General features: G+C 65.8%; 21 protein-coding genes and 1 pseudogene. 11 read left to right on the top strand and 11 right to left on the bottom strand.

Going from position 1 to position 21,749, the window contains the following annotated elements:
- Positions 1-16 precede the first annotated feature (16 nt).
- The 6 genes from ACN260_RS23485 to ACN260_RS23460 form a co-directional block, all read right to left on the bottom strand.
- Positions 17-1,504 (bottom strand): APC family permease, encoded by a 1,488-nt coding sequence (locus ACN260_RS23485; protein WP_422753080.1) that lies wholly within the window; start codon positions 1,502-1,504, stop codon positions 17-19.
- A 234-nt stretch (positions 1,505-1,738) separates the two neighbouring features.
- A complete protein-coding gene (locus ACN260_RS23480; protein ID WP_422753079.1) occupies positions 1,739-1,915 on the bottom strand; it encodes a hypothetical protein in 177 nt (58 codons plus the stop codon).
- Between the two features lie 131 nt (positions 1,916-2,046).
- Positions 2,047-2,793 carry a GOLPH3/VPS74 family protein gene (locus ACN260_RS23475; RefSeq protein WP_422753078.1) on the bottom strand — a complete coding sequence of 249 codons (747 nt, stop codon included), beginning with the start codon at positions 2,791-2,793 and terminating at the stop codon, positions 2,047-2,049.
- Positions 2,790-3,020 (bottom strand): hypothetical protein, encoded by a 231-nt coding sequence (locus ACN260_RS23470; RefSeq protein ID WP_422753077.1) that lies wholly within the window; start codon positions 3,018-3,020, stop codon positions 2,790-2,792. The genes ACN260_RS23475 and ACN260_RS23470 overlap by 4 nt, the downstream gene beginning before the upstream one ends.
- A complete protein-coding gene (locus tag ACN260_RS23465) occupies positions 3,017-3,307 on the bottom strand; it encodes a hypothetical protein (RefSeq protein ID WP_422753076.1) in 291 nt (96 codons plus the stop codon). The genes ACN260_RS23470 and ACN260_RS23465 overlap by 4 nt, the downstream gene beginning before the upstream one ends.
- A gap of 333 nt (positions 3,308-3,640) precedes the next feature.
- Positions 3,641-3,883 (bottom strand): hypothetical protein, encoded by a 243-nt coding sequence (locus ACN260_RS23460; RefSeq protein WP_422753075.1) that lies wholly within the window; start codon positions 3,881-3,883, stop codon positions 3,641-3,643.
- Positions 3,884-4,011: 128 nt separating this feature from the next.
- Between ACN260_RS23460 and ACN260_RS23455 the strand changes: the two genes are divergently transcribed.
- The 3 genes from ACN260_RS23455 (at position 4,012) to ACN260_RS23445 (ending at position 5,918) form a co-directional block, all read left to right on the top strand.
- Positions 4,012-4,800, top strand: coding sequence for a GntR family transcriptional regulator (locus ACN260_RS23455; protein ID WP_422753074.1), 789 nt, complete (start codon positions 4,012-4,014; stop codon positions 4,798-4,800).
- Positions 4,797-5,351 carry a GNAT family N-acetyltransferase gene (locus ACN260_RS23450; RefSeq protein WP_422753073.1) on the top strand — a complete coding sequence of 185 codons (555 nt, stop codon included), beginning with the start codon at positions 4,797-4,799 and terminating at the stop codon, positions 5,349-5,351. The genes ACN260_RS23455 and ACN260_RS23450 overlap by 4 nt, the downstream gene beginning before the upstream one ends.
- Positions 5,352-5,429: 78 nt before the next feature.
- A complete protein-coding gene (locus tag ACN260_RS23445; protein WP_422753072.1) occupies positions 5,430-5,918 on the top strand; it encodes an NUDIX hydrolase in 489 nt (162 codons plus the stop codon).
- Here the strand turns inward: ACN260_RS23445 and ACN260_RS23440 are convergent.
- Positions 5,915-6,226 carry a hypothetical protein gene (locus ACN260_RS23440; RefSeq protein WP_422753071.1) on the bottom strand — a complete coding sequence of 104 codons (312 nt, stop codon included), beginning with the start codon at positions 6,224-6,226 and terminating at the stop codon, positions 5,915-5,917. The two genes, ACN260_RS23445 and ACN260_RS23440, sit on opposite strands and share 4 nt — an antisense overlap.
- 59 nt (positions 6,227-6,285) lie before the next feature.
- Between ACN260_RS23440 and ACN260_RS23435 the strand changes: the two genes are divergently transcribed.
- The 3 genes from ACN260_RS23435 (at position 6,286) to ACN260_RS23425 (ending at position 7,992) form a co-directional block, all read left to right on the top strand.
- Positions 6,286-6,597 (top strand): transposase, encoded by a 312-nt coding sequence (locus tag ACN260_RS23435; protein ID WP_067308719.1) that lies wholly within the window; start codon positions 6,286-6,288, stop codon positions 6,595-6,597.
- Positions 6,594-7,517, top strand: a complete 924-nt coding sequence (locus ACN260_RS23430; protein WP_422753070.1) for an IS3 family transposase — start codon at positions 6,594-6,596, stop codon at positions 7,515-7,517. Before ACN260_RS23435 ends, ACN260_RS23430 begins: the two co-directional genes overlap by 4 nt.
- A 76-nt stretch (positions 7,518-7,593) precedes the next feature.
- Positions 7,594-7,992 carry a hypothetical protein gene (locus ACN260_RS23425; protein ID WP_422753069.1) on the top strand — a complete coding sequence of 133 codons (399 nt, stop codon included), beginning with the start codon at positions 7,594-7,596 and terminating at the stop codon, positions 7,990-7,992.
- Here the strand turns inward: ACN260_RS23425 and ACN260_RS23420 are convergent.
- Positions 7,989-8,300, bottom strand: coding sequence for a glycosyltransferase family 4 protein (locus ACN260_RS23420; RefSeq protein ID WP_422753068.1), 312 nt, complete (start codon positions 8,298-8,300; stop codon positions 7,989-7,991). The two genes, ACN260_RS23425 and ACN260_RS23420, sit on opposite strands and share 4 nt — an antisense overlap.
- A gap of 94 nt (positions 8,301-8,394) precedes the next feature.
- Here ACN260_RS23420 and ACN260_RS23415 point away from each other — a divergent pair, with 94 nt between their 5' ends.
- Entirely contained in the window at positions 8,395-8,859 is a 465-nt protein-coding gene (locus ACN260_RS23415; protein WP_422753067.1) for a hypothetical protein, read from the top strand.
- Between the two features lie 752 nt (positions 8,860-9,611).
- On the opposite strand, the gene ACN260_RS23410 is transcribed toward ACN260_RS23415, so the two are convergent.
- Both ACN260_RS23410 and ACN260_RS23405 read right to left on the bottom strand, forming a co-directional pair.
- Positions 9,612-14,489, bottom strand: a complete 4,878-nt coding sequence (locus ACN260_RS23410) for a DEAD/DEAH box helicase (protein ID WP_422756805.1) — start codon at positions 14,487-14,489, stop codon at positions 9,612-9,614.
- Positions 14,490-14,666: 177 nt separating this feature from the next.
- A pseudogene (locus tag ACN260_RS23405) lies at positions 14,667-15,161 on the bottom strand (IS1380 family transposase); the annotation flags it as partial.
- A 181-nt stretch (positions 15,162-15,342) separates the two neighbouring features.
- Here ACN260_RS23405 and ACN260_RS23400 point away from each other — a divergent pair.
- The 4 genes from ACN260_RS23400 to ACN260_RS23385 all read left to right on the top strand — a co-directional run bounded on the left by ACN260_RS23400 (position 15,343) and on the right by ACN260_RS23385 (position 19,654).
- Positions 15,343-16,425: an SAVED domain-containing protein gene (locus tag ACN260_RS23400; protein ID WP_422753066.1), complete on the top strand. Its 1,083-nt coding sequence runs from the start codon at positions 15,343-15,345 to the stop codon at positions 16,423-16,425.
- Between the two features lie 204 nt (positions 16,426-16,629).
- Positions 16,630-17,646 (top strand): SMODS domain-containing nucleotidyltransferase, encoded by a 1,017-nt coding sequence (locus ACN260_RS23395; protein WP_422753065.1) that lies wholly within the window; start codon positions 16,630-16,632, stop codon positions 17,644-17,646.
- A complete protein-coding gene (locus ACN260_RS23390; RefSeq protein ID WP_422753064.1) occupies positions 17,643-19,217 on the top strand; it encodes a ThiF family adenylyltransferase in 1,575 nt (524 codons plus the stop codon). Before ACN260_RS23395 ends, ACN260_RS23390 begins: the two co-directional genes overlap by 4 nt.
- On the top strand, positions 19,214-19,654 hold the full coding sequence (locus ACN260_RS23385; RefSeq protein ID WP_422753063.1) for a Mov34/MPN/PAD-1 family protein: 441 nt from the start codon (positions 19,214-19,216) through the stop codon (positions 19,652-19,654). The genes ACN260_RS23390 and ACN260_RS23385 overlap by 4 nt, the downstream gene beginning before the upstream one ends.
- Before the next feature lie 159 nt (positions 19,655-19,813).
- Here ACN260_RS23385 and ACN260_RS23380 read toward each other — a convergent pair whose 3' ends face one another.
- Positions 19,814-21,142, bottom strand: a complete 1,329-nt coding sequence (locus ACN260_RS23380) for a hypothetical protein (RefSeq protein WP_422753062.1) — start codon at positions 21,140-21,142, stop codon at positions 19,814-19,816.
- Positions 21,143-21,749: the final 607 nt, after the last annotated feature.

Genomic DNA, 21,749 nt, shown 5'->3' with positions numbered 1-21,749 from the left:
TGTCTCCCTCGCAGGGTCAGGCCGGTTGGCGGATCGGGTCGTTGCGCAGGGGCAGGGTGTGGCTGTCCGCGCCCAGGCCGATGGCGGCGTAGGCGGGCGGGTTGGTGGTGCGCAGGGTCAGCGCCCAGACCGCGCCGAGCAGCGCGGCGGCGGCGTAGGCGGCGGGGAAGAGCCAGCGCAGCGGGGAGTGCGGGTCGACGCCGAGCAGGGTGTCGAACTCGCGGATGGTGACGGCGAGGATCGCGGCGAGCGCCAGCGTGGCGGTCAGCGGCGCGACCGTGCCCCGCCAGTGGCCTTCGTGGTGGCTGATCCGGGCGAAGTAGCCGACGACGGCGGCGGAGGTGACGGTCATCAGGATCAGGACGCCGAGCCCGCCGGTGACGGTGACCCAGAAGAACAGGTGCACGATCGGGTCGGCGTTGGCTGCCGCGTAGCCGACGAGGACGGCGAGCGCGAGGCCGCTCTGGGTCATCGAGCCGACCTTCGGTGCGCCGGTGCGCCGGCTGGTGCGGCCGAACGGGGCGGGGACGACTCGTTCCCGGCCGAGGGCGAACAGGTACCGGGCCACGGTGTGGTGGAAGCTGAGCAGCGCGGCGAACAGGCTGGTGATGAAGAGGACCCGGCCGATGGTCACGACGCTCGCGCCGAGGTGCGGGGAGACCAGGTGGAAGATGAGGTCCGTGCCGTCGGTGCGGGCGGCGTCGACGATCCGGTTGGGGCCGGTGGCGACGGACATCGCCCAGGCGGACAGGCCGTAGAGCAGGCCGGTGACCGCGACGGCGAGGTAGGTGGCGCGGGCGACGGTGCGGCGCGGGTCCTTCGTCTCCTCGGAGAACACGACGGTGCCCTCGAAGCCGACGAACCCGGTGATCGCGGTGACCAGCGCCGCGCCGATCCCGGCGGCGAGGACGTGCGTCGGGGCGAGGGTGTCGACGGTGACGGCCCCGGCGGGGTGGGTGACCATGACGGCGTCGAAGACGACCACCACCGCGCACTCGGCGATCAGCATGACGGCCAGGACCGCGCCGTTGAGGTCGATGCGCAGCACCCCGAGGACCGTCACCGCCGCCCAGGCGGCCAGGGCACACAGCCACCAGGTGACGCCCCACCCGTACCGGTCGTGGAGGAACTGGGCGAGGACCGCGCCGAAGCCGCCGTACAGGCCGATCTGCATGGCGTTGTAGGCCAGCAGCGCGACGGCTGCGGCGGAGACGCCGGCCGGGCGGCCGAGTCCCCGGGTGACGTAGGTGTAGAACGCTCCGGCGTTGACGATGTGTCGGGACATCGCCACGTAGCCGACCGCGAAGAGCGCGAGCACGGCGGCGACCACGAGGTACGCCACCGGGATGCCGGTGACGCCGGTGACGGCGTATCCGGTGGTCGCGCCTCCGGCGACGACGGTCAGCGGCGCGGCGGCGGCGATCACGAAGAACACGACGGAGGGGATGCCGAGTCGACCGCGTGCCAGGGTCGCGGAGATGGTGTCGGGTGAGGTGGGGGACATGGGCCTTCTTCCATACGGGTGGGTTGGGGGATGGGCGGGGGAGGTCGGGGCGGGCTAGGCGGCGGGGTGGGGCGGGGACAGGGCGGCGGGTGCGACGGCGGCCAGGATGCGAGTCACGGAGGCGTAGGCGAGCCCGGCGCGGGTGGACGGAGAACGGGAGCGGGCATGGTGGGACTCCCCGGGGGCGATGAGGAACCGGCGACGGGATGGCGGGCAGGGGGTTCGGCCGGTGGGCTAGGTTCCGCCGCCGGTGAGGACCGTCGCGTCGATGAACAGCCCGAGCAGCGGCCGGAGCAGGCGAACCAGCGTGGCCGTGGAGTCCGCCACGAACGGCCTGGTGAGGAGGGCGGCGCACGCGGCGAGGTCCGCGGCGACGGCGGCTGCTACCAGCACACCGACGATGACGCCCACCTGTCCCGGCGGCCGGCGGTCTCGATCGGTGGAGGCCCGAGGTGGGCGTGGTTCTCCGTTGGTCATGGAACGTCTCGTGAGATCGATGAGGTGCTGCCGGCTATCGGCGGCAGGCGATGGTTCGCGCACGCTCAGGAGGTGCGGTGGCTCAGCACGGCTGCGCCGACGGCGGCGCCGAGTTCGCCGAGCAGTTCCGGCCAGGGCGGCCAGAGCTGCCTGACCAGGCGGGACAGGTAGTCACGGGCGAGCCAGGAGGCTCCGTCGAGCAGCGCCATGTCCAGTTGGGTGCGCAGGACCAGGCCGGCGAGGAGGACGTCGTGCTCGAAGAGATCGCGGCGGTTGCGGAGCTGTTGGGACAGTCGGGCCCAGGGCCAGGCGGCGGTGTTGATGTCCGTGGGTACGTAGACGGTGCGCCGTCGCCACCTCGGGCCGGTCGTCTGCTCCCGGAGCAGACCGGCCTGGGTCATACGCTGGGCGACCTGTTCCTCGGCGGTGGTGGCGAGGTACGACAGCCACTGCCGGACGGGGGCCTGCTGGGGCTCGGTGAGCATCCGGTCGAGGATCTTGTGTTGTAGCCAGTCCGCCGGGGTGGGGCCGTCGCGCCAGACGTGGACCGCGCCCTGGGAGAAGCTGATTCGGCCGGCGTAGTGCAACTCCATGAGCAGTCCGGCTGCCAGCCCGAGGGAGATCGCGGCGGGGAACAGGCGGGGCTGGCCGGTCTGATCGTGGTGGGCGAGGAAGTAGAAGTCGTTGGCGATCAGTGGCGGCTGACGGTGTGCGGTGGCGACCGCGCGGGCCGGCCGGTGGGCGGGGGCGGGGGCGGGTGCGTGGTGGGCGGGCCGAGTGTGCTCGTCGCCGTCGGCGGGGGAGGTGTTCACCGCTGCTGGCCTTCCTGGGTCGGATCGTCGGAGGGGTCGAGGAGGCCGTGACGTTGGAGGAGGCCACGGCCGATCGGGTGGTGACGCAGCTCCGCGATGGCCCAGCGGTGCTGTGCGCATCCGTCGTCGCGGCACTCGAAGCAGGTGCGGCCGAGGTGGCCGAGGACCGTCCTGCGGGCCGAGTCGTACCGGGTGCCGGGGTGGTCGCTCTCGTGGGTGCCGGTCATCGTGCGGGGCCGTAACGACGCAGCGCGGTGATGCGGACCCGTAGTTCCAGGCAGGGCGGGTGCTGCTCCACGTGCGGGTACTCGCACTGTGGACGGTGGCCGAGGATCCACATCCACTCGTCACTGAGATGGGCGAGGTCGGTGCGTAGCCGTACCAGGACGACATCGACGTGGACTCCGGGTGTGAGGTCGCGGCCGAAGGACCAGTCGTCGCCGTCGAGTTGCAGCAGGGTGCCGGGGTCGACCCGGGGCGGGGGATGGTTGCTGCCGGTCATGCGCGTGGCCACCAACGCCACCGGCGTCGCTTCGGGCGGTTGGGAGTCTGCGTCGGGAGGCTGAGGCTGGCCCAGAAGCGGCGATTGTCGCGCGCCACGTCCTGGGCCGTGGCCTCTGCGGTTCGGCTCCAACCGCCCCGGTGACCGTAGAGCGTCGCCGCGCCCTCCCGATCGATACCGAACGGCTGGTACGACTGCCCGTCCCGAGGAACGAACCACTTGATGCGGGTCAATGCCATCACCTCCCTGTGTGAGATTCGCGTCCGAGCACTCCCTGGTGCGGGGTGCGGACCCTGACCGATGGGCGCAGAGACCGCCCCGCGCGGGGCGGTCTCTGCGCCCGGCTCATGCGCGGGCTTGTGCCCGCAGGTACTCCGTCACCCGGGCGGCCGAGGTTCTGGCCTGCTCGATGAGGGTGCGCAGCGGCGAGTAGCTCGGGTTCCTCAAAGCACGTGCGCTGTCGGCCTGGTCGAGACCGGCCAGCAGGACGCCGACGTTGTCGAGCGCACGATTCACGCGTTCCATCTCCCGCGCGAAGTCCCCAGCTTCGAGACTGACCGGCGTAGCCTGCCTGCCCTCATCGCTCATGTCTGCTCCCTGGCGATCATCACCCAACGTAGATAACGTTGGAATCATACCAACCATTGCAGTGCGATGGGGCACAGTCAAGGCCATCCCGCTAGATTGGTTGGGACGAAATAAGGGAGGGTGAGAGCGTGGCGCAGCCGAAGTACCGCCAGATCGCAGACGAGCTCCGGGAGCGCATCGTCTCCGGAGCGCTGCGCGTGGGCGACCGGCTTCCGACCGAGCCTCAGCTTCAGGAGCAGTACGGCGTATCGCGCAACACCGTCCGCGACGCCACCGCGCTACTCGTGCACGAAGGGCTGGTCGAGAGCGTGCCGGGCCGCAGCGGCGGCATGCTGGTCCGTCAGAAGGTCACGCTGACCTTCCACGCCCACCGCGCGGAGATGCCGGGCCCGACGGCCGAGACTGACGCGTGGCGATCGGAAGTAGAGCAGCAGGGATACGAGGCGACGCAGGAGTTTCGGCTGACCATCGAGGTTCTGCCAGGGGAACTTGCCGAACGGCTGAAGGTGGAACCTGAGTCTGCTGCGGTACTGCGCCGCTGCGTCCGGTTCGTCAACGGGCAGCCATCGTCCGTGCAGGACACCTACTACCCCATGGACCTGGCCGAGAAGGTGCCGGAGCTGCTGTCGCCGAGGGACATCCCACAAGGGACCACCAGGTTGCTCGCCGAGCGCGGATACAAGCAGGTCGCGTACTACGACGAGTACGTCTCGCGCATGCCGACGCCGGAGGAGGCGACGCTGCTGCGGTTGCAGCCCGGCACTCCGGTGCTGCACTACATCCGCACCGGATACACCGAGGAGCGGCCGGTGCGGGTTTCCGTGACCCCGTTCGCTGGCGACCGAAACCGGATCGTCAGCACTCACGGCGATGCCAGCATCATCGCTCGGTTCCGGCCAGAGGAAGAGCCCAGATGATCATCACGCCTGCGCGACTGAGCGATGTCGACGTCATCATGAGCTGGCGACGCGAACGTGCCGCCTGGCTCGCATCGAGGGGCGAGGAGCAGTGGTCCATCCCCCTACCGCGCTCCGCCGTCGCGTCGACCGTCTCCGCCGGGCAGACATGGATGGTCTGGGACGGTAACGATCCGATCGCCACGATCACCCTGACCGCGTACGTCGACGTCGACAGCTTGTGGAAACCTGACCGGGACCCCGAGGCGCTGTGGTATCCGGAGGACGACCCGGCCGACGCGCTGTATGCGGCGAAGATGATGATTCCGCTGCGGTATGCCGGCGAGGGGCTGGGTGGCGAGATGCTGAACTGGGCCGGAGGCCGGGCATACGAGGCCGGGCTGACGTGGCTGCGGTTGGACGCCTGGACGACCAACTCTCGGCTGCACGACTACTACCGCAGGCAGGACTTCCAGCACGTCCGCACCGTTGAGTCTCGGGTATCGGGTGCCTGCTTCCAGCGGCCGGCGCAGCCGTACATCAGCGGCATACTCAAGACCGAGGGAGCCTGAGCAGTGGGTCACGCCCACCGCGCGATCAGTTCGGCGGGCCTCCAGGACGTGCGCCTGCCCACCCCTTAGCCTGCCGCCATGTCCATCACACTCCCTTTCCGGTGGATCGCTGACCGGCCAGCACCAACCGCTACGGTGGTGCAGGTCTACGGCTGGTTGTTCGATGACCACGGGCGAGTGCTCGTGCAGGACACCCCGGACGGCCACAACCTCCCCGGCGGCAGCCCCGAGCTGGTCGACGCCGACCCAGCCGCCACCCTGCATCGGGAAGCTGCCGAGGAATCCCAGGTACGCCTGACCGACCCGGTGCTCCTCGGCCACGAGCTGGCCGGCGGCCACGCGTTCCTGCGGATGGCAGCGCGGATCGTCGGATTCGACGCGCGCCGCCCGGACCCGGATGGTGGCCGCTTGCTCGGGCGACGACTGGTGTCGGTGGCCGATGTATCCCTCCTGCTTGGGTGGGGCGACTCGGGAGCCGAACAGGCGGCTGCCGCCGCTCACGTCGCAGCGACCAGGTGGGCCCTGCCTGTTTGGTCGCCGACAGCACCGTCGGCCGTGATCGACTAGGCCGTGTTTCCAAGGGCGCGGAGCCATTGGTTGATGGCGGCGATGGTGAGGGTGGCTTCGTAGCGCACGGCGAGTTTGTTCTTACCTGGTAGCCATGGCGCGTGTTGTTTGAGCTGGTTGATGCCGCATTCGACGGCGTGACATAGGCGGTAGGCCTCAGGGCCGAAGGCGGGCGAGCGTCCGCCTTTGATGCCTTTGGCCTTGTGGTGGGCATCCTGGTCGTCCTTGCTCGGGATGCACGCGTGGATGCTGCGGGATCGTAGGCGTGCTCGGTTGGCCATGGACGTGTGCGCCTTGTCGTGAGCCACCCCCGCTTTCGTGGAGCTTCTTGACCATGGTCTGATGGCCGTGGGGGAGGAAGTCGTCCGTGGCAGCACCGAAGAAGTACCCCGATGAGCTACGTCAGCGCGCTGTGCGCCTGTACCGCGAGTCGGACCCGAAGCCCGTGATCCGGCGTCTGGCCGAGCAGCTCGGCGTTCATCACGAGGCGCTGCGGAACTGGATCCGCCAAGCCGAGGCTGACGCCGACGAGCGTCACGACCGGCCGACCAGTGAGATGGCCGAGGAGAACCGCCGGCTGCGCCGCGAGGTCACCGAGCTGCGGCGGGCGAACGAGATCCTGAAGGCCGCGAGCGCGTATTTCGCGGCGGAGCTCGACCCGACCCGGCGACGGTCATGAGGTTCATTGATGAACACCGTGACCAGTTCGCGGTCGCGCTCCTGCTACGGGTCCTCAGCATCGGCGCTTCGACCTACTACGCGTGGGTCAGGCAGGCCGAGCAGCCCTGCGACCGGAACGTGGCCGACCTGGGCCTGATCTCCAACATCCACGAGATCTGGGAGACCTCCGGGCGCACCTACGGCGCGGACCGGGTCCACCGGCAACTGCGCCGCGACAACATCCGCGTGGGCCGCAAGCGCGTCGAGCGGTTGATGGCGCAGCAGGGCTGGCAGGGTGCGTTCCTGCGTCGAGGCTGGCGCGGCGGCTCCACGAAGCAGGACCCACGGCACACCCCGGCGCCGGACCTGGTCAACCGGCAGTTCACCGCCGACGGACCGAACCGGCTCTGGGTCGCCGACGCCACCCGCATCCCCTGCGGCGAAGGAGTGTTCTGGCTCGCCGCCGTCCGGGACGTGTTCTCCCGCCGGATCGTCGGCTGGAAGACCTCCGACCGATGCGACACCGACCTGATCCTCGCCGCCCTCGAATACGGCATCTGGTCCCGCGACGTCCGCGACGGCCAGTTGATCCACCACAGCGACCGCGGGTCGAACTACACGTCGTTCCGCTTCTCCGAACGCTTACAGGACAACGGGATCCTGCCCTCGATGGGCTCCGTCGGCGACAGCTACGACAACGCCTTGATGGAGAACTTCTGGTCAACCCTGAAGATCGAACTCGTCTACCGCACGAGCTGGCGGACCCGCGACGAGGCCGAGAACGCGATCTTCGCCTACATCGACGGCTGGTACAACACCCGACGCATCCAACGCGAGCTGGGCTACCTCAGCCCACACGAATACGAGGCTGCCTGGCACAGCCAGACGGAACCAGCCGAACCACATATCACCACCCCTGCACCAGCCGGGAGCAGGTAACCACCGCTCCATCAAAGCGGGGGGAACTCACCCCTGGCACATATGCGAGGTGAAACCCAGTGAAGGGACACCTCATATGTCGACTCCCCGTATCGACCGCCGCATCGGCCAAACCCGCCTGCACCTCCAGATGCCCTACAGCCCCAGCAACCGGGCGTGGCTGCACGACGCCCTCGGCGAGAGGACCCGCCCCCGGTGGAACGACCCCGAGCGCCGGTGGGAGATCGCCCGAACGCACCTGATGAGCCTTGCCCGCGCCCTTGCCGACCGGTTCGGCGCGGTCGACTTGTACCTGGAGTTCAAAACCACGGAGCGGTGCGACTCCAACTGCCAGAAGGCCAAGCATTCCGACTGCGAATGCTCATGCCTCGGCACCTACCACGGTGGCGGCATATGGGGCGGCTGGACCCAGGTCGGCCGCACGACGCTGGTGCGGCCAGGCGTGGAGGTAAGTCACATGCGTCTCACGGCCTAGCGGACAACCCACGACGCGATCTCACCCAGGAATCGGCCCACCGCAGCGTCGTGGTCAAAGCGGGAGCTCAGCTGGCTTTGGCCTGCCTGGCGCATCCGATCCCGCTGCTTCGGGGTGGTGGCCAGCGCCCGATCGATCGCGGCTGCCAGCGCGTCAGGGCGGGCTGGTTCGCTGGTGAACCCGGTGACCCCGTCTGTCACCTGCTCGGCCAGGCCGCCAGCGGTGGTGGTGACGATCGGCGCGGCACCGGCGGCGAACGCTTCCAGGGGGATGCGGCCGAACGGCTCCTGTCGCGATGGCACCACCACCGCCCCCACCCCTCCATGACGACAGATGGCTCCGAGCTGGGGCCGCAACCCGCGCAGCTCACGATGAGCTGTCAGCGCGCCCTACCCATGCCTTGTGTCTATCCGCGACGTAGAAGCCATCAGCTCGTCGGCCCTGGAGGAAGCCAATCCGCATCCGACCCTCGATGACCTGCAAGCCGCGGCGCAAGGGGTGAAGAAGATCGCGAGAAATCAAGACTGGAGGAACGAGCCAGGTCCCCTGAAACTCCCAAACGTTCCGGATTCTTTCTGGACGTTGGCTCAGCCAGTGCTGATGGTTACTTGCGAATTCATCGAGGGCGTCCTGTTCGCTACTCCCGGTAGGTATCGTCTCAAGTTCAGCGACGGCCACGTCCTCAAGATTCCACCGGATTCGGCTCAGGTCGAGGGATTTGTAGTCAACGAGAAACTCGGGATGGTCGCCGTGGTCGTAGAGCCACTGCTTGACCACGTCTTCTGGCCAGCCGAGATTTGCTATTTCTTGCATCTGGATAAATGTCTGGAGTTCCCGGTCGCGATCCGCGATGGGAAGATCCTTTAGATATTTAGGCATCAAGTATCCACCCTTGCTCTGCGTGTCACTTCGCTGCATGGTCGGCGCAGCGGACGAGCGAACTCGGCGAGGCTCGCGTAGCGGTTGCCGAATCCCGCGGTCCGCACACCATGCACAATTCTGCGACTCGAACGCCTTCAGGAATTCCCGAAGGTTGCTCCAACTCACTGTCAGCTCTTAGTGCGAGACTGTAGCCCCCTGGTATAGTTTCCCACCCGTCGCAGCAGTTCGCTATAGGTCCACTGTGCGTCAGCCGCATTGTCATGTCCGAGGAATCAGTTGAGGCTCGCAACGCGGCGGTCGGCGACTGGAAGGAATATCGAGTGCCAGCTATGATCTAGAGTGAGCAGCGCCGGTTGATAAATGTCAGAAAACTGGTCGGCTGTGATGTCTGGAATAGACTCCTGTTGCGTTATCCAAGCATGCGTTTGGAAGGGTTCGTCGCGCTGGCCTGAGCGATATTGCCATTCGCCAGAACCTGAGTTTATGAGAAATTGGCCTAACAGTTCGCACGCATCCCCGCAACAACCGCGCGGGAAGCTGGCAAGGCTCTTTAGTCGAAGTGCACCTTCCTCAAGCGCGGCACGGAATCTGGTGGCTGCGGTAGAAATCGCTGCTAGGTGCCCGCTGGTGGCACCTGGATGGCTCACCATCGCAGCTCGGTCCATTGACTGCAGTCCCGACGGGCTCGTTGGCCCCCGCCGCGATGCTCTATTGATGATGCACCCCCTTGGGTGCCGCTAATCCAAGAAATCCAAATTGGGCAAAGCGTCTACTATCTTCATGGTTTCCAGGCTGACGGTCACGATCCTCTTGATCAGGTCCACCACGTAGCGTGCATCGTCAGACCAAGCGTTCGGGTCGTTGACGATCCCCGAGTCTTTGTCGGTCTTGACCTGATACCGATCGATGATCCATTCAATGGCCGAACGGGGGCCGAGTTGATAGCGGTACGCGTCCTCGGGGATGTTGCTGAGGGTCACGCGGTGGTTGTAAAGGATCGTCGACCGATCCACCACACCTTTGGCTCTAGCAAACTTCATCTTGCCGACTCGATAAAGTTCGTCGAGTGGAGTGGTAGTTGCATCTCCCGCGACTGTCTCGACAATACCTGGGTGCGGCTTGACCTGCTCATAACGGATGTGTAAGTCGGCGAGCTTTCGGCCAGCCTCGGCAAAGCCGCAGAAGTCGACGACCCTCGGTATGCGCGGCAGGGTCTTCTTCAGGTCTGCGGTGAACCTCTCTCGGTATTGCGGCGAGTGCAGCAATCCATACGTGTAGTAGAAGATGTCGTCCTTGACGATCGTCGGGTCGCTATAGCGCCGGCGATAGTCCAGGAGAGCAGCGTCAGTTATGTTGTCCAGTCGCTGGTAGTCGACCGCTAGACCTGCGGCGGCGAAAAGCCCGTCTCCAGAGTCGAATTCGCCGTATGTATAACGCGGAAAGAAGTACCCACCCTTTCCAAACAGATCGAGACACGGGATGAGATTCACTGCCAAGAGGGCGAATTCCGCAGTGGCGTGAAATCCGTTTACATAGAACCCGAAATTTTCATGCATGGGACTCGGAAACATTTGGGGGAGCTTGCCCTGGCGATGGTTTAGATCCCGATCGAAATAGAGATTCTGGCGACAGAAGGCGCGATAAGAACTGGTTGCTACTCGACTTGGGTCGAATGCGAGCTTCTTGCGTCGTGCAACCTTAGGGATGAGGCTTGACGACCAGCTGATTTTCGTCGGATTCCGGTCGATGAACATTTCCGCGTCCGATGTCTGTGGTCGAGTAATACCCCTGGTCTTGCAATGCTCGTCGAACCGGTCCACCTCGCTGTTGTAGAAGTCGATTGTCGACGCCACATTCTCGCTCAGCTGCTGTTCAGAGTAGTTGTAGACCCATGCATCCCGATTTGTTCCCAGGCCAAGCGAGTATGTGGCAAAGATGGGCTCAGAGCCCTCAGCGCCGTTTCGATCTCCCAAAGCCTGGTAGCTTGCGAAGCTGCCATCGCGCTGGTTAATCCAGTCCCCCTCCGCATTGGGTATGATCTCCTGCCACTCGACAGTTTCGAGGTCTTGCCCGCCGATAATACGCAACTTTTCTTCGCGAGTGAGATAATCACCGATGTCGCGATAGTGGAGTAGGCATTGCGAATCCCCTCCGGCAGTCTTGCCGCCCTTGATCAGAATCAAAATGGCGACTGTGTTTCGGCTGCCCGATCCGAAAATCTTGCCGCCCTCTTTGCGGGACTGCTCGCCGCTTGTGCGCTGGTTGCCTCGCAGGTTGTAGCAGTAGATAGCGTCGAAGTCACCGATCAGGGACTTACGCAGCCCGTCGTAGGTATTTCCATCTATGTAGCCGCCGTTGGAGACGTACGCGACAACACCTTCGTCTTCGATTCGGTCACAAGCCCACCGGATGGCCCGGATGTACGAGTCGTATAGCGTGCGCCGCGAGGTCGCATTCGTTTGGGCGCCGTAGGTCGTTTCTATCCGCTCATCGAGGGCCTTGTACTTCAGGTTTTGGTTGTTGTCGTTGACGCTGTCTTGACCCACCGAATAGGGCGGGTTGCCGATGACGACGGTAATGTTCTGCTTCTGTTGCTTTTTGGCGCGTTCGCTGTTGCCTTCGAGGACATCCATCCCTTCCAATTTGGCCGTGCCCTCGGCGAGTTGGAAGGTGTCTGTCAGCACGATTCCTTCGAAGGGCCGGTATTCGCCGTCGACCAGGTCGTGGAACGCGGCCTCGATGTTGACAGCTGCGATGTAGTACGCGAGCAGCACGATTTCGTTGGCGTGCAGTTCAGCCGTGTACTTGCGGAGCAGGTCTTCTGGCTTGATATAGCCGGACTGGAGAAGGCGGACCGGGAAGGTGCCGGTGCCGACGAAGGGGTCGATGATCTGGACGCCCTGGTCTGACAGTGTGCGACCGAAGTGCTTGTGCAGTGCCTGTTCGGTCGAGCGGATGATGAAGTCGACGACCTCGACAGGCGTGTAGACGATGCCGAGGGCGTCGGCGGTCTTCGGCAGGGCGGTCTTGAAGAACTTGTCGTACAACTCGACGATTACGCGTTGGCGGCCCTCGTGGTTGTCGATGCCCTCGGCGCGTACGCGCACCGATTGGTAGAACTCGTCGAGCCTCTTGCTCTCGGCGTTAAGCCCGTGGTCGTCGAGGATGTCGAGCATGCGCTGCATGGCCTTGGAGACCGGGTTGTGCTCGGCGAATCCGTAGTCCTTGAACAGCGCGTCGAAGACCGGCTTGGTGACGATGTGCTGGGCTATCATGTCGATGGCGTCGCTCTCGTTGACGCCGGGGTTGATGTTGACGCGGAGTTCGCCGAGGAACTCCTCGAAGGCGCTTCGCTTCTCGGGGAGGGCCAGCGCGGCCTTGATCCGGGTTACGTGGCGGTCGGCGATTTGGGCGATATCCCTCGCCCAGTCTTCCCAGTACTGCCGCTGGCCGACCTTGTCGACGATGCGGGCGTAGATTGCCTCGCGCCAGTCGGTGACGGAGAAGAGCGCTTCCTGGATGTGCTTGGCGCTTTGGGCTTCCTTCGCTTTTGCGGCCTCGCCGCTGGCGGCTGTGCTCGATCCGTCGCGGTCTACGAGCGATTCGTCACCCGGGCCTATGCTGCCGATGCCGATCTTATTGTCGGGTTTCTTCTTGTTCAGTTCGATCTGGTTGACGGTCGCGTTGAAACGGTCGTCGTGGGCGCGCAGCGCCTGAAGGACCTGCCACACCGTCTTGAAGCGTTGGTTATCGGCGAGCGCTTTCTCCGGTGCCATGCCGGCGGGGATGGCGACCGGCAGGATGATGTAGCCGTAGTTCTTGCCTGGCGCGAGGCGCATGACCCGCCCGACGGATTGAACGACGTCCACCACCGAGTTGCGGGGGTGAAGGAAGAGGACGGCGTCCAGGCTCGGGACGTCCACGCCCTCGGAGAGACAGCGGGCGTTGGACAGGATGCGGGCGCTGGCCGGGCCCGGGTCCTGCTTGAGCCAGTCGAGCAGTTTGTTGCGCCGCAGCGTGTTGAACGTGCCGTCGACGTGCTCGACGTCGCAGCGCAGCACGTCGTCGTCGGCGTCGTCGTAGGCGTCGACCACCTCGGTGAAACGCCTGGCGATTGCCGTGGAGTCGGCGATTGAGCGGGCGAACGCGACGGCCCGTTTCATGGGCGCTTCGTCCTCGGTGAACCCGGAGCCGTCGGCGAACGTGCCGGTGCGCTTGGCCATCGCGTTCCAGCAGCCGATGATCTTCGCAGCGTCGTCGAGTCTCAGTTCAGAGTCCCCGCCGGCAAGACCCTGCTGTAGGGTCCTGGCGACCCGGCCTTCGTCTACGGTGAGGATGAGGACCTTGTAGTCGGTGAGCAGGCCCCGCTCGACGGCTTTCCCGAAGCCCAGCCGGTGGAACTCTGGGCCGTACGTGGCTTCGTCGTCCATCGAGGCCAGCAATGCGTCCGCGTTCCTTGCCTCGGACTTAGTGTCCTCGTTGTAGATCCGCGGGGTTGCGGTCATGTAGAGGCGGCGTTCGCCGCCGAGGTAAGCGTCGTCGTGCACCCGGACGAACGACGACTCGTCATGGCCGGCCAGTGTGACACCGGTCGTCCGGTGGGCCTCGTCGCACAGGATCAGGTCAAAGCGGGACAGGCCCTTGCGCTGGGCCGCCGCCACGGTCCCGATGGACTGGTAGGTGGAGAAGACCACGGTCAGCCCCGACTCAGCCTCAACCCTGGCCATCTGCTCGATCAGGCGGTCGGCGTCGGTCGTGGCGGGCAGGGCCAAGTCATACGTGGCCATGTCATTGTCGTCGCCCGTGCTGGCTCGCTGCTTGCCGACCTTGGCGTCCGAGCACACCGCGAACGCGCGCAGCGTCACCTCAGATTCGTACGACCATTCGCGCAGGCTCTGCGACAGAAGTGCGATGGAGGGAACCAGGAACAGCACGGTGGTGTGCTCTGACTCCCCAGCGACCGCGCGGTCGCGCTGCAGCCGTTCGGCGATCTTTAGGCTAGTGAACGTCTTGCCGGTCCCGCACGCCATGATCAACTTACCGCGATCGTGTTCGACGAAGCGGGCGAAGACATCGTCGATGGCCTCGCGCTGGTGCTTGAGCGGTGACTTCTTTGCCCGAAGCGTCATCTCGACACGGCGGTCAAAGGTGGGCATGTGCCACTGCACCGGGCTCTGCGCGATCTCGTCGAGCCCGATCCGCGTGACCGGAACCTGCTGATCGGCTAGCGCCGCCTCAGCGTGGACGTTCCACTTGTCGGTCGTCGAGATAATCATGCGGCGGGTGAAGCCACCCTTGCCGGAGGCGGTGAAGAAGGAGTCTACGTCCGCCTTCTCAACGGTGTGGTGCGGCTCGTAGAACTTGCACTGGATGGCGCAGTAACCACCCGTCTCGCGGTCCTGCGCGACCAGGTCGATGCCGACATCGCGCTTGTCGTGTGCCGTCCCCGGCCAGTCGGCCCACATCCATACCCGGCTGAACTGCTCGGTCCACTGCGGGTCTGTACTCAGGTACTGGAGCATCAACTCCTCGAAGCCGGTGCCACGATCACGATTGCTCGATGAGCGGTCGCGGATCGCCTTGATGACGTCGTGCACGGTCGTGGTCGTCGTCACTGCGCTTCGAATCCCGTCACAGTTGTCGGCGGGCCGCCCGCCCGCCGGGAAGGAGCACCCAGAGGTACGCGACTCTACCGTCACCCATCGCTGCGGGGACCCTGCGGCAGCGACCAGCGCCAGCGAGGCGGCAGCGTGGGCGTACGGCGCACTCGACCGGCGCATGGAGTGAGGACAGGTCTTCTTCCAGGTCCGAGTTGCGGGCTCCTTCTCCGTGTGGCAGAGCACGGTAGTGGCGTCGGTGGCCAGGACTAGGCGGGCGACTTGCCGGCCCGCGGTCACCGTGGACCTCGGCGTGCTGGGCGGAGGTGATCTCACGCGCCTGGTCGCGAGCAGCCCTCAGGTCGGCCAGCCTCGTTTCGGCGAGCTGTGGTAACAGCCGCCAAGCGGTCGGGTCGGACGTGATCGACCCGAACAGGTCGGCCTAGTTGCGCAGTACCGCAAGGTCGGTGATGGCTTCGTCGCCGTCAGTGAGTATCGCCGCCACATCGACCGCGATTCGACGGGTCATGACCGCTCCGACGGTGCCGCAGCCCGGCCGGGAAGCGGTTGAATGCTCTGTCCAGGCCGGTCGTGTCGGCGAGATCGGCGAGCAGCCGGCGCGGTGTGACCTACCGCGTCTCCCTCGTCTCTGGTCACCGTGATTCTCGGACGTGTTGCGGTGCGGGTCACTCAGCAAGCGCCTTCCGGATGTCACGGCCAAGAGCTACGTCGGTGAGCAGCTGCTGCGGCGGTGCCGGACGGACGGCGTCAGTTCCATCATGTCCTAGGCTGTCGAGGCACCTGCCGGTCCTGGTCTCTGACGTATTCCGCCAAGATGAGGGCGGCTTCTTCTTGTGACGGTGGTGGTCTCGTGACAACCGTGGAGCGTTTCGATGCACCGCGTTTGACGGTGGTGGGCGCGGGCGAGCAGCCCGTCGGTGCGCAGGGCTTGCGTGCGTTGGTGGCCGATGGGTCGGCTGTCATCGCGGTGGGGGGCTTGATCGCCGGAACGTTCTTGACGGAGGCGGGCAAGTCTCTGATGACCGGTGAGAAGCCGGGCCGGGTGGGGTTCGTGGTGGCCGTCATTGTGGGTCTGATCGTCGTGGCGGTCGGCTTCTGGCTGCGACACCGGGCTCGGATGGGGCTGCGGGTTGGGATCATCGTGAATGCAGTGGATGTCCATCGCGGTCTGGCCCGTGCCGAGCAGCGGAATCAGCAGGCGGAGCGATTCAGCCAGGGTTCAGCGGCGGTGACGCTGAAGGCAGAGATCGAGTTGTCGGGTGATCCCGTTCGTGATCGTGAACTGGTTGATCTCCTGGCAGAGGAGACGCTACGGGCCACGACGATTGCGGAGCGGCTCGCTCCGGACGCGGCCCACGTCAATGTGATCCCCACGATGCCGCTGCATGTGGCGTTCTGGTTGGGTGCGCGGCTGGGGTACACGCACGCCCAGCATGTCGCCGTGCATGAGCTTCGGCAGGACACGGGGTCTCCGGCGTTCTTCGCGGCGACGTCGCTGCGGGCGGTGGACGTGAAGGCCGCCCCGCTCACGGTGGAGCGGCTGGAGGCGGTCGATGGCGGCGACATGACGAAGGTGGCGCTCGCGCTCGATCTGCAGAATCGCGGGGATCAGTTCCGGGACGCGGTGGTGAAGGCGTGTCGTGAGCGCGGCATCGGGTGGCTGCTGCTGCTTCGCAACGAGAACCGGCTGCTGAAGCAGGACATGAAGACGTTCAATGGGGTCATCTCGCAGACGTGCGACGCGTGGGATGCCGCGCCGTTGCCGGCCGAGGCGCGCACGGGTCATCACGCGCTCTTTCTGAGCGGGCCGGTGGCGATCGCTGTGGCGCTCGGTGCCCGGCTGGCTGCGCCGACCCCCGGGCAGTGGACGGCGTACACCTTCAACCCTGTTGCGAACGTGTATGAAGCGTTCCCTGCTCCCCCGAACGGCTGACGTGGCGTTCCGCTGGTACGCCCAAGTCTGGCAGCCGGTCCTGCTGGCGGGACGAGGTTGTCGTACTCGCGCCGTACCGTCTCGTCGGTGCTTGGCTCTTTCGGGAATCCGGGTACCGCCCACAGCGCCGTAGAAACCGACCGTGACCTCACCCCCTCGGCGGTCGTACCAGGCGCATCTGCCAGCCCAGGGAACGGAGAGCACATGGCCACGCTGGCCACCCACTTCAAGACGGCACTGAGCAACATCGAGCCGACCGAGGACGCCAAGAACGCCCAGTCGGCCCATACCGAGGTTACGGCGGCGCTAGAGGCGGACGACCTCCTGGTGAAGCTCGGGGTCGACCCGTTGCTGATCGGCTCCTACGGCCGGCACGTGTCGATACGCCGGGTCAAGGACGTCGACGTGTTCGTCCGGCTGAGCAAGGCGGGCAAAGACCTGCGCCCCGGCAAGATCCTCGACCACGTCGAGGCTGTTCTGGAGGCGGCGTTCCCCGGCCGGGTCACGCGCCAGCACCGGTCCGTGATGGTGGACTTCCCGGACTACGATCTGTCCGTCGATGTGGTCATCGCCCGGCCGTGCGGGGATCACTGGGAGATCCCGGAGAAGATCGAGGACGACGGGAATGCCCGGTGGGTCGAGACCAACCCCACCAAGATGGCCGAGCTGACGACGCAGGCAAACAAGGAATACCTGCTCTACGACGACGATCCCGGAAGCGGGGTCTACGTCCCCGTGGTCAAGCTCGTCCGTCAGATCCGCCGGGTCTGGGTCGATGACCAACCCGGCGGCTACTTCTTCGAGGTTCTCACGTATCACGCCTTCAGTAACGTCAAGCCGGACGAGACGACGTACGCCGGGTACCTGACCGTCGTGCTCCGCGAGATAGCTGACCTGCTCGTGGACGTCGCCGACGAGGGCCTCGACGACCCGACGCTGGACGGCAAGAAGATCAAGACTAAGGCCACGGCGGAGCAGTTGGCTGCCGCAGCCGAGCGGATCGCCGAGGCGGCGACGCTGGCCGAAGACGCCCTGGACGCGGAGGACTGCCCGGCCGCAGTGAAGTGGCGTGAGCTGCTCGGCACGACCAAGAACACCACGACCGAGGAGCACGTCTTCCCGCTGCCGGAGTACTGCAACGCCGATGGCACAAGGAAGCAGGCGTCGGCGGTGACCCGGGGAGCGTCCACCGTTCCGGCCGGGAGCGGCCGCTACGCATGAGCAGTTCCTGGCAGAGCGGCCTCGTTGCCGAAGCCGACTCCTGGCGCGCGCGCCTCGGGGAACTCGGCTTCGGTGACGACGGGCATCGGCTACGCGGCGACCTGGCGTGGCAGCACCCGGTCCACGGCCTCGTCCATGCCCGCATCGAGGTGGAGCTGACCGATCGGTTTCCGTTCGCCGCGCCAGCGGTTCGGGTGCTCGATCCCGGAACAACGATGGAGCTGACCTTCCACATCGACCGGCCTGCCCTGCCGGGGCTTCACGGCAACCTTTGCCTCTGGGACGGCAGCGCCCATCCGGTCGACGCGGCACCATGGCGCGAACCCCAGGTTCTGCTGGCTCGGGTACGTAACTGGCTGGAACAGACGGCCGCAGGCTGGCCGGACGACGATGTCTGCGACCTCGAGCGGTACCTGGTGCAGGACGCCGACACTTTCGTGCTCTACGACGCCGACGTGCTCACCGGGAAAACCGGGCTCTACAAGACAGCACCGGGGCCCACACCGCGCACCATCGAGGTGACCGGCAGCCGGCGGCCGGGGGTCATCGCTCCGAGAGGACCTCAGCAGCTACATCCGAAGGACCGTAGACTCGCGTGGGTCGATGATCTCGGGGAGGTCAGCTCCCCACCTCGGGAATGGGCCGATCTCGCGCAGGCTCTCGGACGTGCCGAGGAAGTCACTCGTCTGATCGCGCTCGGTGCCGTCGGCTACCTCCTGCTGCGGTACTCCCGCAACGACCATCAGGCGGCCCTGGCTGTCGCCGTACAACGTGGCGGCCCCGTTCCGTCGATCACAGCCTGCGAAAGCGCCGACACCAGCCTGGCCACCCGGTCGATACGCGCGGGCAACACCGCTGTGGAACTGGCTAATGTTCGGATAGCCGTGGTCGGTGCCGGCGCGCTCGGGTCTTTCGCCGCCGACTTCCTGTTCCGCTCCGGCGTCCGCCGTCTAACTCTGATCGACGGTGAGCGTCTGCGTCCCGGCAACGTCGTGCGGCACCTCGCCGGCAGTAGCGACGTCGGGAAGTACAAGGTCACCGCTGTCATGGACCGGCTGGCGGCCACGGGGTTCGACGTTGGCGAGGTGGAGTGGCGGAACCGGGACCTCACCCGGCTGGGCGACGCCGTCGAGCTGGTCAAGACCCACAACGTAGTGCTCGACGCCACCGCTCACGCCGGCGCCAGCAGCCTGCTCGCGACGGCCGCTGCCATCGTCGGCGCGTGGACCGGTCACACAGTCATCTCCGCCTGTGTGCAGCGTGAGGGCGACATCATCAGGGCTGACCGTTTCCCCCTGCGTCGTGCAGAGCAACACCTACCGGCCCTGGCCAGCGAACCAGTCCGCGCAGGAGTGCGGGAGGCCGGGTGCGGTGAACCTGTCTCGCGGACGCCACCAGCGGCGGTCATCGCCGCCGCCGAGCTCGCCTGCCGGATGATCATCGACGAGGCAACCCACCAATGCGCCCTGCCGGCGACTATGGCCGACGTTCGCCGGTCGCAGCCTGATCCGCCCTTCGACCGGCTCGGTCTGCTCACGCCAGATGCCGTTTCCGTCCCGGTGGCGTTGTGACCGGCCCAGTTCCAGTGGTGATTCACTCTGACGCTCGTCAGACCATCAACGAAGCGGCCGGACGTGCCGCACCGCTGGAGGCCGGCGGTCTGCTTCTTGGGTGGTGGGACAGCGACAGGGTGATCGTCCGTTCTGCCGTCGAGGTAGTGGATCCGGCCGCCTCCGGCACCTCGTGGATCCGGCGCGAGAACCTTGCCCAGCAGGCCCTCGACTGGGCGATTGCCACTCTCGGGCACCCCTGGATGGGTTATGTCGGCGACTGGCACAGCCACCCTGCGCCGTGTGGGGCAAGCGTGCAGGACCTTATATCCATCCGAGAGGCATCCCGTGCCTATCTCCAGCCACTGCTACTCATCGTGCACCGCTGCGACGGCGTCCTCGACATACGAGCGGCTCGCCGTGGCAGGTCACAGACCGTTCTCGAGGTTGCGGCCTGAAGCGATCGGGATAGCGCCCCCGTTTACCCCCGCAAACCCGTGCTGGGCGTTGACCGATAGCGACAAGTTGTGATCGACGGTTAGCTGCGTTTGTGCAGACGAAAGCTGGTTCTTGACGATCGATGACAAGGCCGCGAGGTCCTCGTCGACAACCGCTCGTCATCGGCGTGGCATCGCTAGCTCGGCGGTTCGCGCGTCCAAGGCCAGGTAGGTGTCCTCGGTCGCCGCTTCCAGCACATTCTGTTCTGGTTCTGGGGTGAGTCGCGCTGGACGGTCGATCAGCGACCACCAGTTGCGGCTCTGCACCGATTCGAACGCTTCGCGCGTACGGTATCGTGCCTCGGACCTGCTCACCTCCTGGTAGAGTAGCTGCCTCCGTGCGGCATTGATCTGATCAGCGACATCGTCAGCCTGGTCCCGGCGTGGGCGCGGAATTTCCTGGTCCACCATCACCGCGATCTGCTCCTGTTGCCGCGCGAGTTCTTCGCACGCGGCGTACAAGCGCCGGGACATGCCGAGGACGAGGTCGGTGCCGGGTACGGCGCCGGTGAGCATGTCGAGCCGATGCTCGCCAGGTCGTTGTAGATAGCTCGGATCTTGGCGGGCTTGCTGCCGCTCCACCTGTGTGGACTCGTCGTCCTCGAGGAGCGTGACCGTTGCGGCGCTGCCGCGCCGGCTGCGCCGATCCTCGATACCCGGGCCGATCGGAAGAACCCGAAGTGAATCCGTCGGCAACGCCCGCAGCGAAAAGTATGTCAACATGCGTGACTGCGCCAGCATGAGAATTCGGTCGGTCTCTGCGGCCTCGGCCTGCCCCGGCCGGAGGGACATGCCTGGGTCATGATTCTCGACGTCGATTGTCATGAACAATCGATCGGTGAGGCTGGTGCCGCACAGGACTTTGACGTGTGGCCCCGTCATCAGGTCGGGCCGGCAGAGCTGCGCCGCGCCTTCGCGTAGACGAGGTAGACCGATCCGGCGTCCTCCTTTAGCCTCGACGATCCAGGGGAGCCCGGTCGCGGGGTGATATCCGATGAGGTCTGGCAGGCCGAGCGACGGGGTCCACGCAGGTCCATGCCCGAGTGGGGCCCGAGCCTCCGCGTGTAGCGTCGGCCCCAAGCCCATCAGTCCACGGCAGGCCCACTCTGCCATCGTCATCCCGATGCGATATCCGAACGCGGACTGGGCTGTGTCCTCCGTACCGCTTGTGTAGATAACGTTCGGTTCGACGATGTGCCGGGCAAGCGTACCTGCGGACAGAATCTCGCTGCGACACAGATAAGCGACCAGCGGCGATCTGCGAGCCACGATCTCGGACCAGGCAAGTGCCGGTACGGCGGTGAGCCATGCTGTCGGATCCCTGCCCACCGACAGCGCCGCGTCGAGAACATCCCGCCAGGTTGTGGTGACGAGGTAATCGCCGCTGGCCGGGATTTGCGACCCATCGCCTGGCCAAGGACGCCATACGCTGGCAACCCGCGAGGGCATAGGTCGACGTGCCGGTTTAAGATCCGGGCTTGACCAGCGTATGAAGACTGGGACGTCGAAGGAGTCCTTGGCGGCGATGGGGCTTCCCGAAGCTCCCGGGGGCGGCAACATCCCTGCATGATCGCAGGAGTTGACCGTCGTGTGTGAAGTCTCGTTTCTTGGGCGATCTCGTGGCGGTCGCCACCGGCCGTCTTGTCGATGTCGACGAGGTCCGCTGCGGTGGACTGGTTCCGACCGATGGGTCCAGCGTGCTGGGCGTCAACGTGATCGATCATCTTCGCCCCGGGGCGGGCTCCACCTGTGGAGCATTGGTCTCACGCAACCCTGGTACCCAGGGGCTGCGGTGACCGGATACGCTGTCCGACAAGTGTCCACCCCTCGGGGTGGCGTCTGACCGTCTGGCGATGCTTCACGGCGAGCTCCGGATCCGGCTACCGGATGAGCCGCCTATAAATTTACCAGGCGGGAACACGAGTCGAATACGTTGCGGTACCTATATAGAGCGCGTGTGTTAGAGCAGTAGAGGGCTTCTGCTAGTCGGAGCAGGACCTCAGCAATTGGCCCATAGGCGGTCGAGCTGAGTCCTGCGCGTCTCCAGCTCGGTCAA

It is taken from the genome of Micromonospora sp. WMMD708 (genome assembly GCF_049315245.1).
Taxonomy (GTDB): domain Bacteria; phylum Actinomycetota; class Actinomycetes; order Mycobacteriales; family Micromonosporaceae; genus Micromonospora; species Micromonospora wenchangensis.
Note: the sequence above shows the minus strand (reverse complement) of the source record. Positions and strands in the feature narration are given on the sequence as shown.

Bases quoted from the DNA above. Each gene is read 5' to 3' on its own strand.
- ACN260_RS23485 (WP_422753080.1), bottom strand. From the start codon at position 1,504: ATGTCCCCCACCTCACCCGACACCATCTCCGCGACCCTGGCACGCGGT.
- ACN260_RS23470 (WP_422753077.1), bottom strand. From the start codon at position 3,020: ATGACCGGCACCCACGAGAGCGACCACCCCGGCACCCGGTACGACTCG.
- ACN260_RS23460 (WP_422753075.1), bottom strand. From the start codon at position 3,883: ATGAGCGATGAGGGCAGGCAGGCTACGCCGGTCAGTCTCGAAGCTGGG.
- ACN260_RS23450 (WP_422753073.1), top strand. From the start codon at position 4,797: ATGATCATCACGCCTGCGCGACTGAGCGATGTCGACGTCATCATGAGC.
- ACN260_RS23445 (WP_422753072.1), top strand. From the start codon at position 5,430: ATGTCCATCACACTCCCTTTCCGGTGGATCGCTGACCGGCCAGCACCA.
- ACN260_RS23430 (WP_422753070.1), top strand. From the start codon at position 6,594: ATGAGGTTCATTGATGAACACCGTGACCAGTTCGCGGTCGCGCTCCTG.
- ACN260_RS23425 (WP_422753069.1), top strand. From the start codon at position 7,594: ATGTCGACTCCCCGTATCGACCGCCGCATCGGCCAAACCCGCCTGCAC.
- ACN260_RS23395 (WP_422753065.1), top strand. From the start codon at position 16,630: ATGGCCACGCTGGCCACCCACTTCAAGACGGCACTGAGCAACATCGAG.
- ACN260_RS23390 (WP_422753064.1), top strand. From the start codon at position 17,643: ATGAGCAGTTCCTGGCAGAGCGGCCTCGTTGCCGAAGCCGACTCCTGG.
- ACN260_RS23380 (WP_422753062.1), bottom strand. From the start codon at position 21,142: ATGCCCTCGCGGGTTGCCAGCGTATGGCGTCCTTGGCCAGGCGATGGG.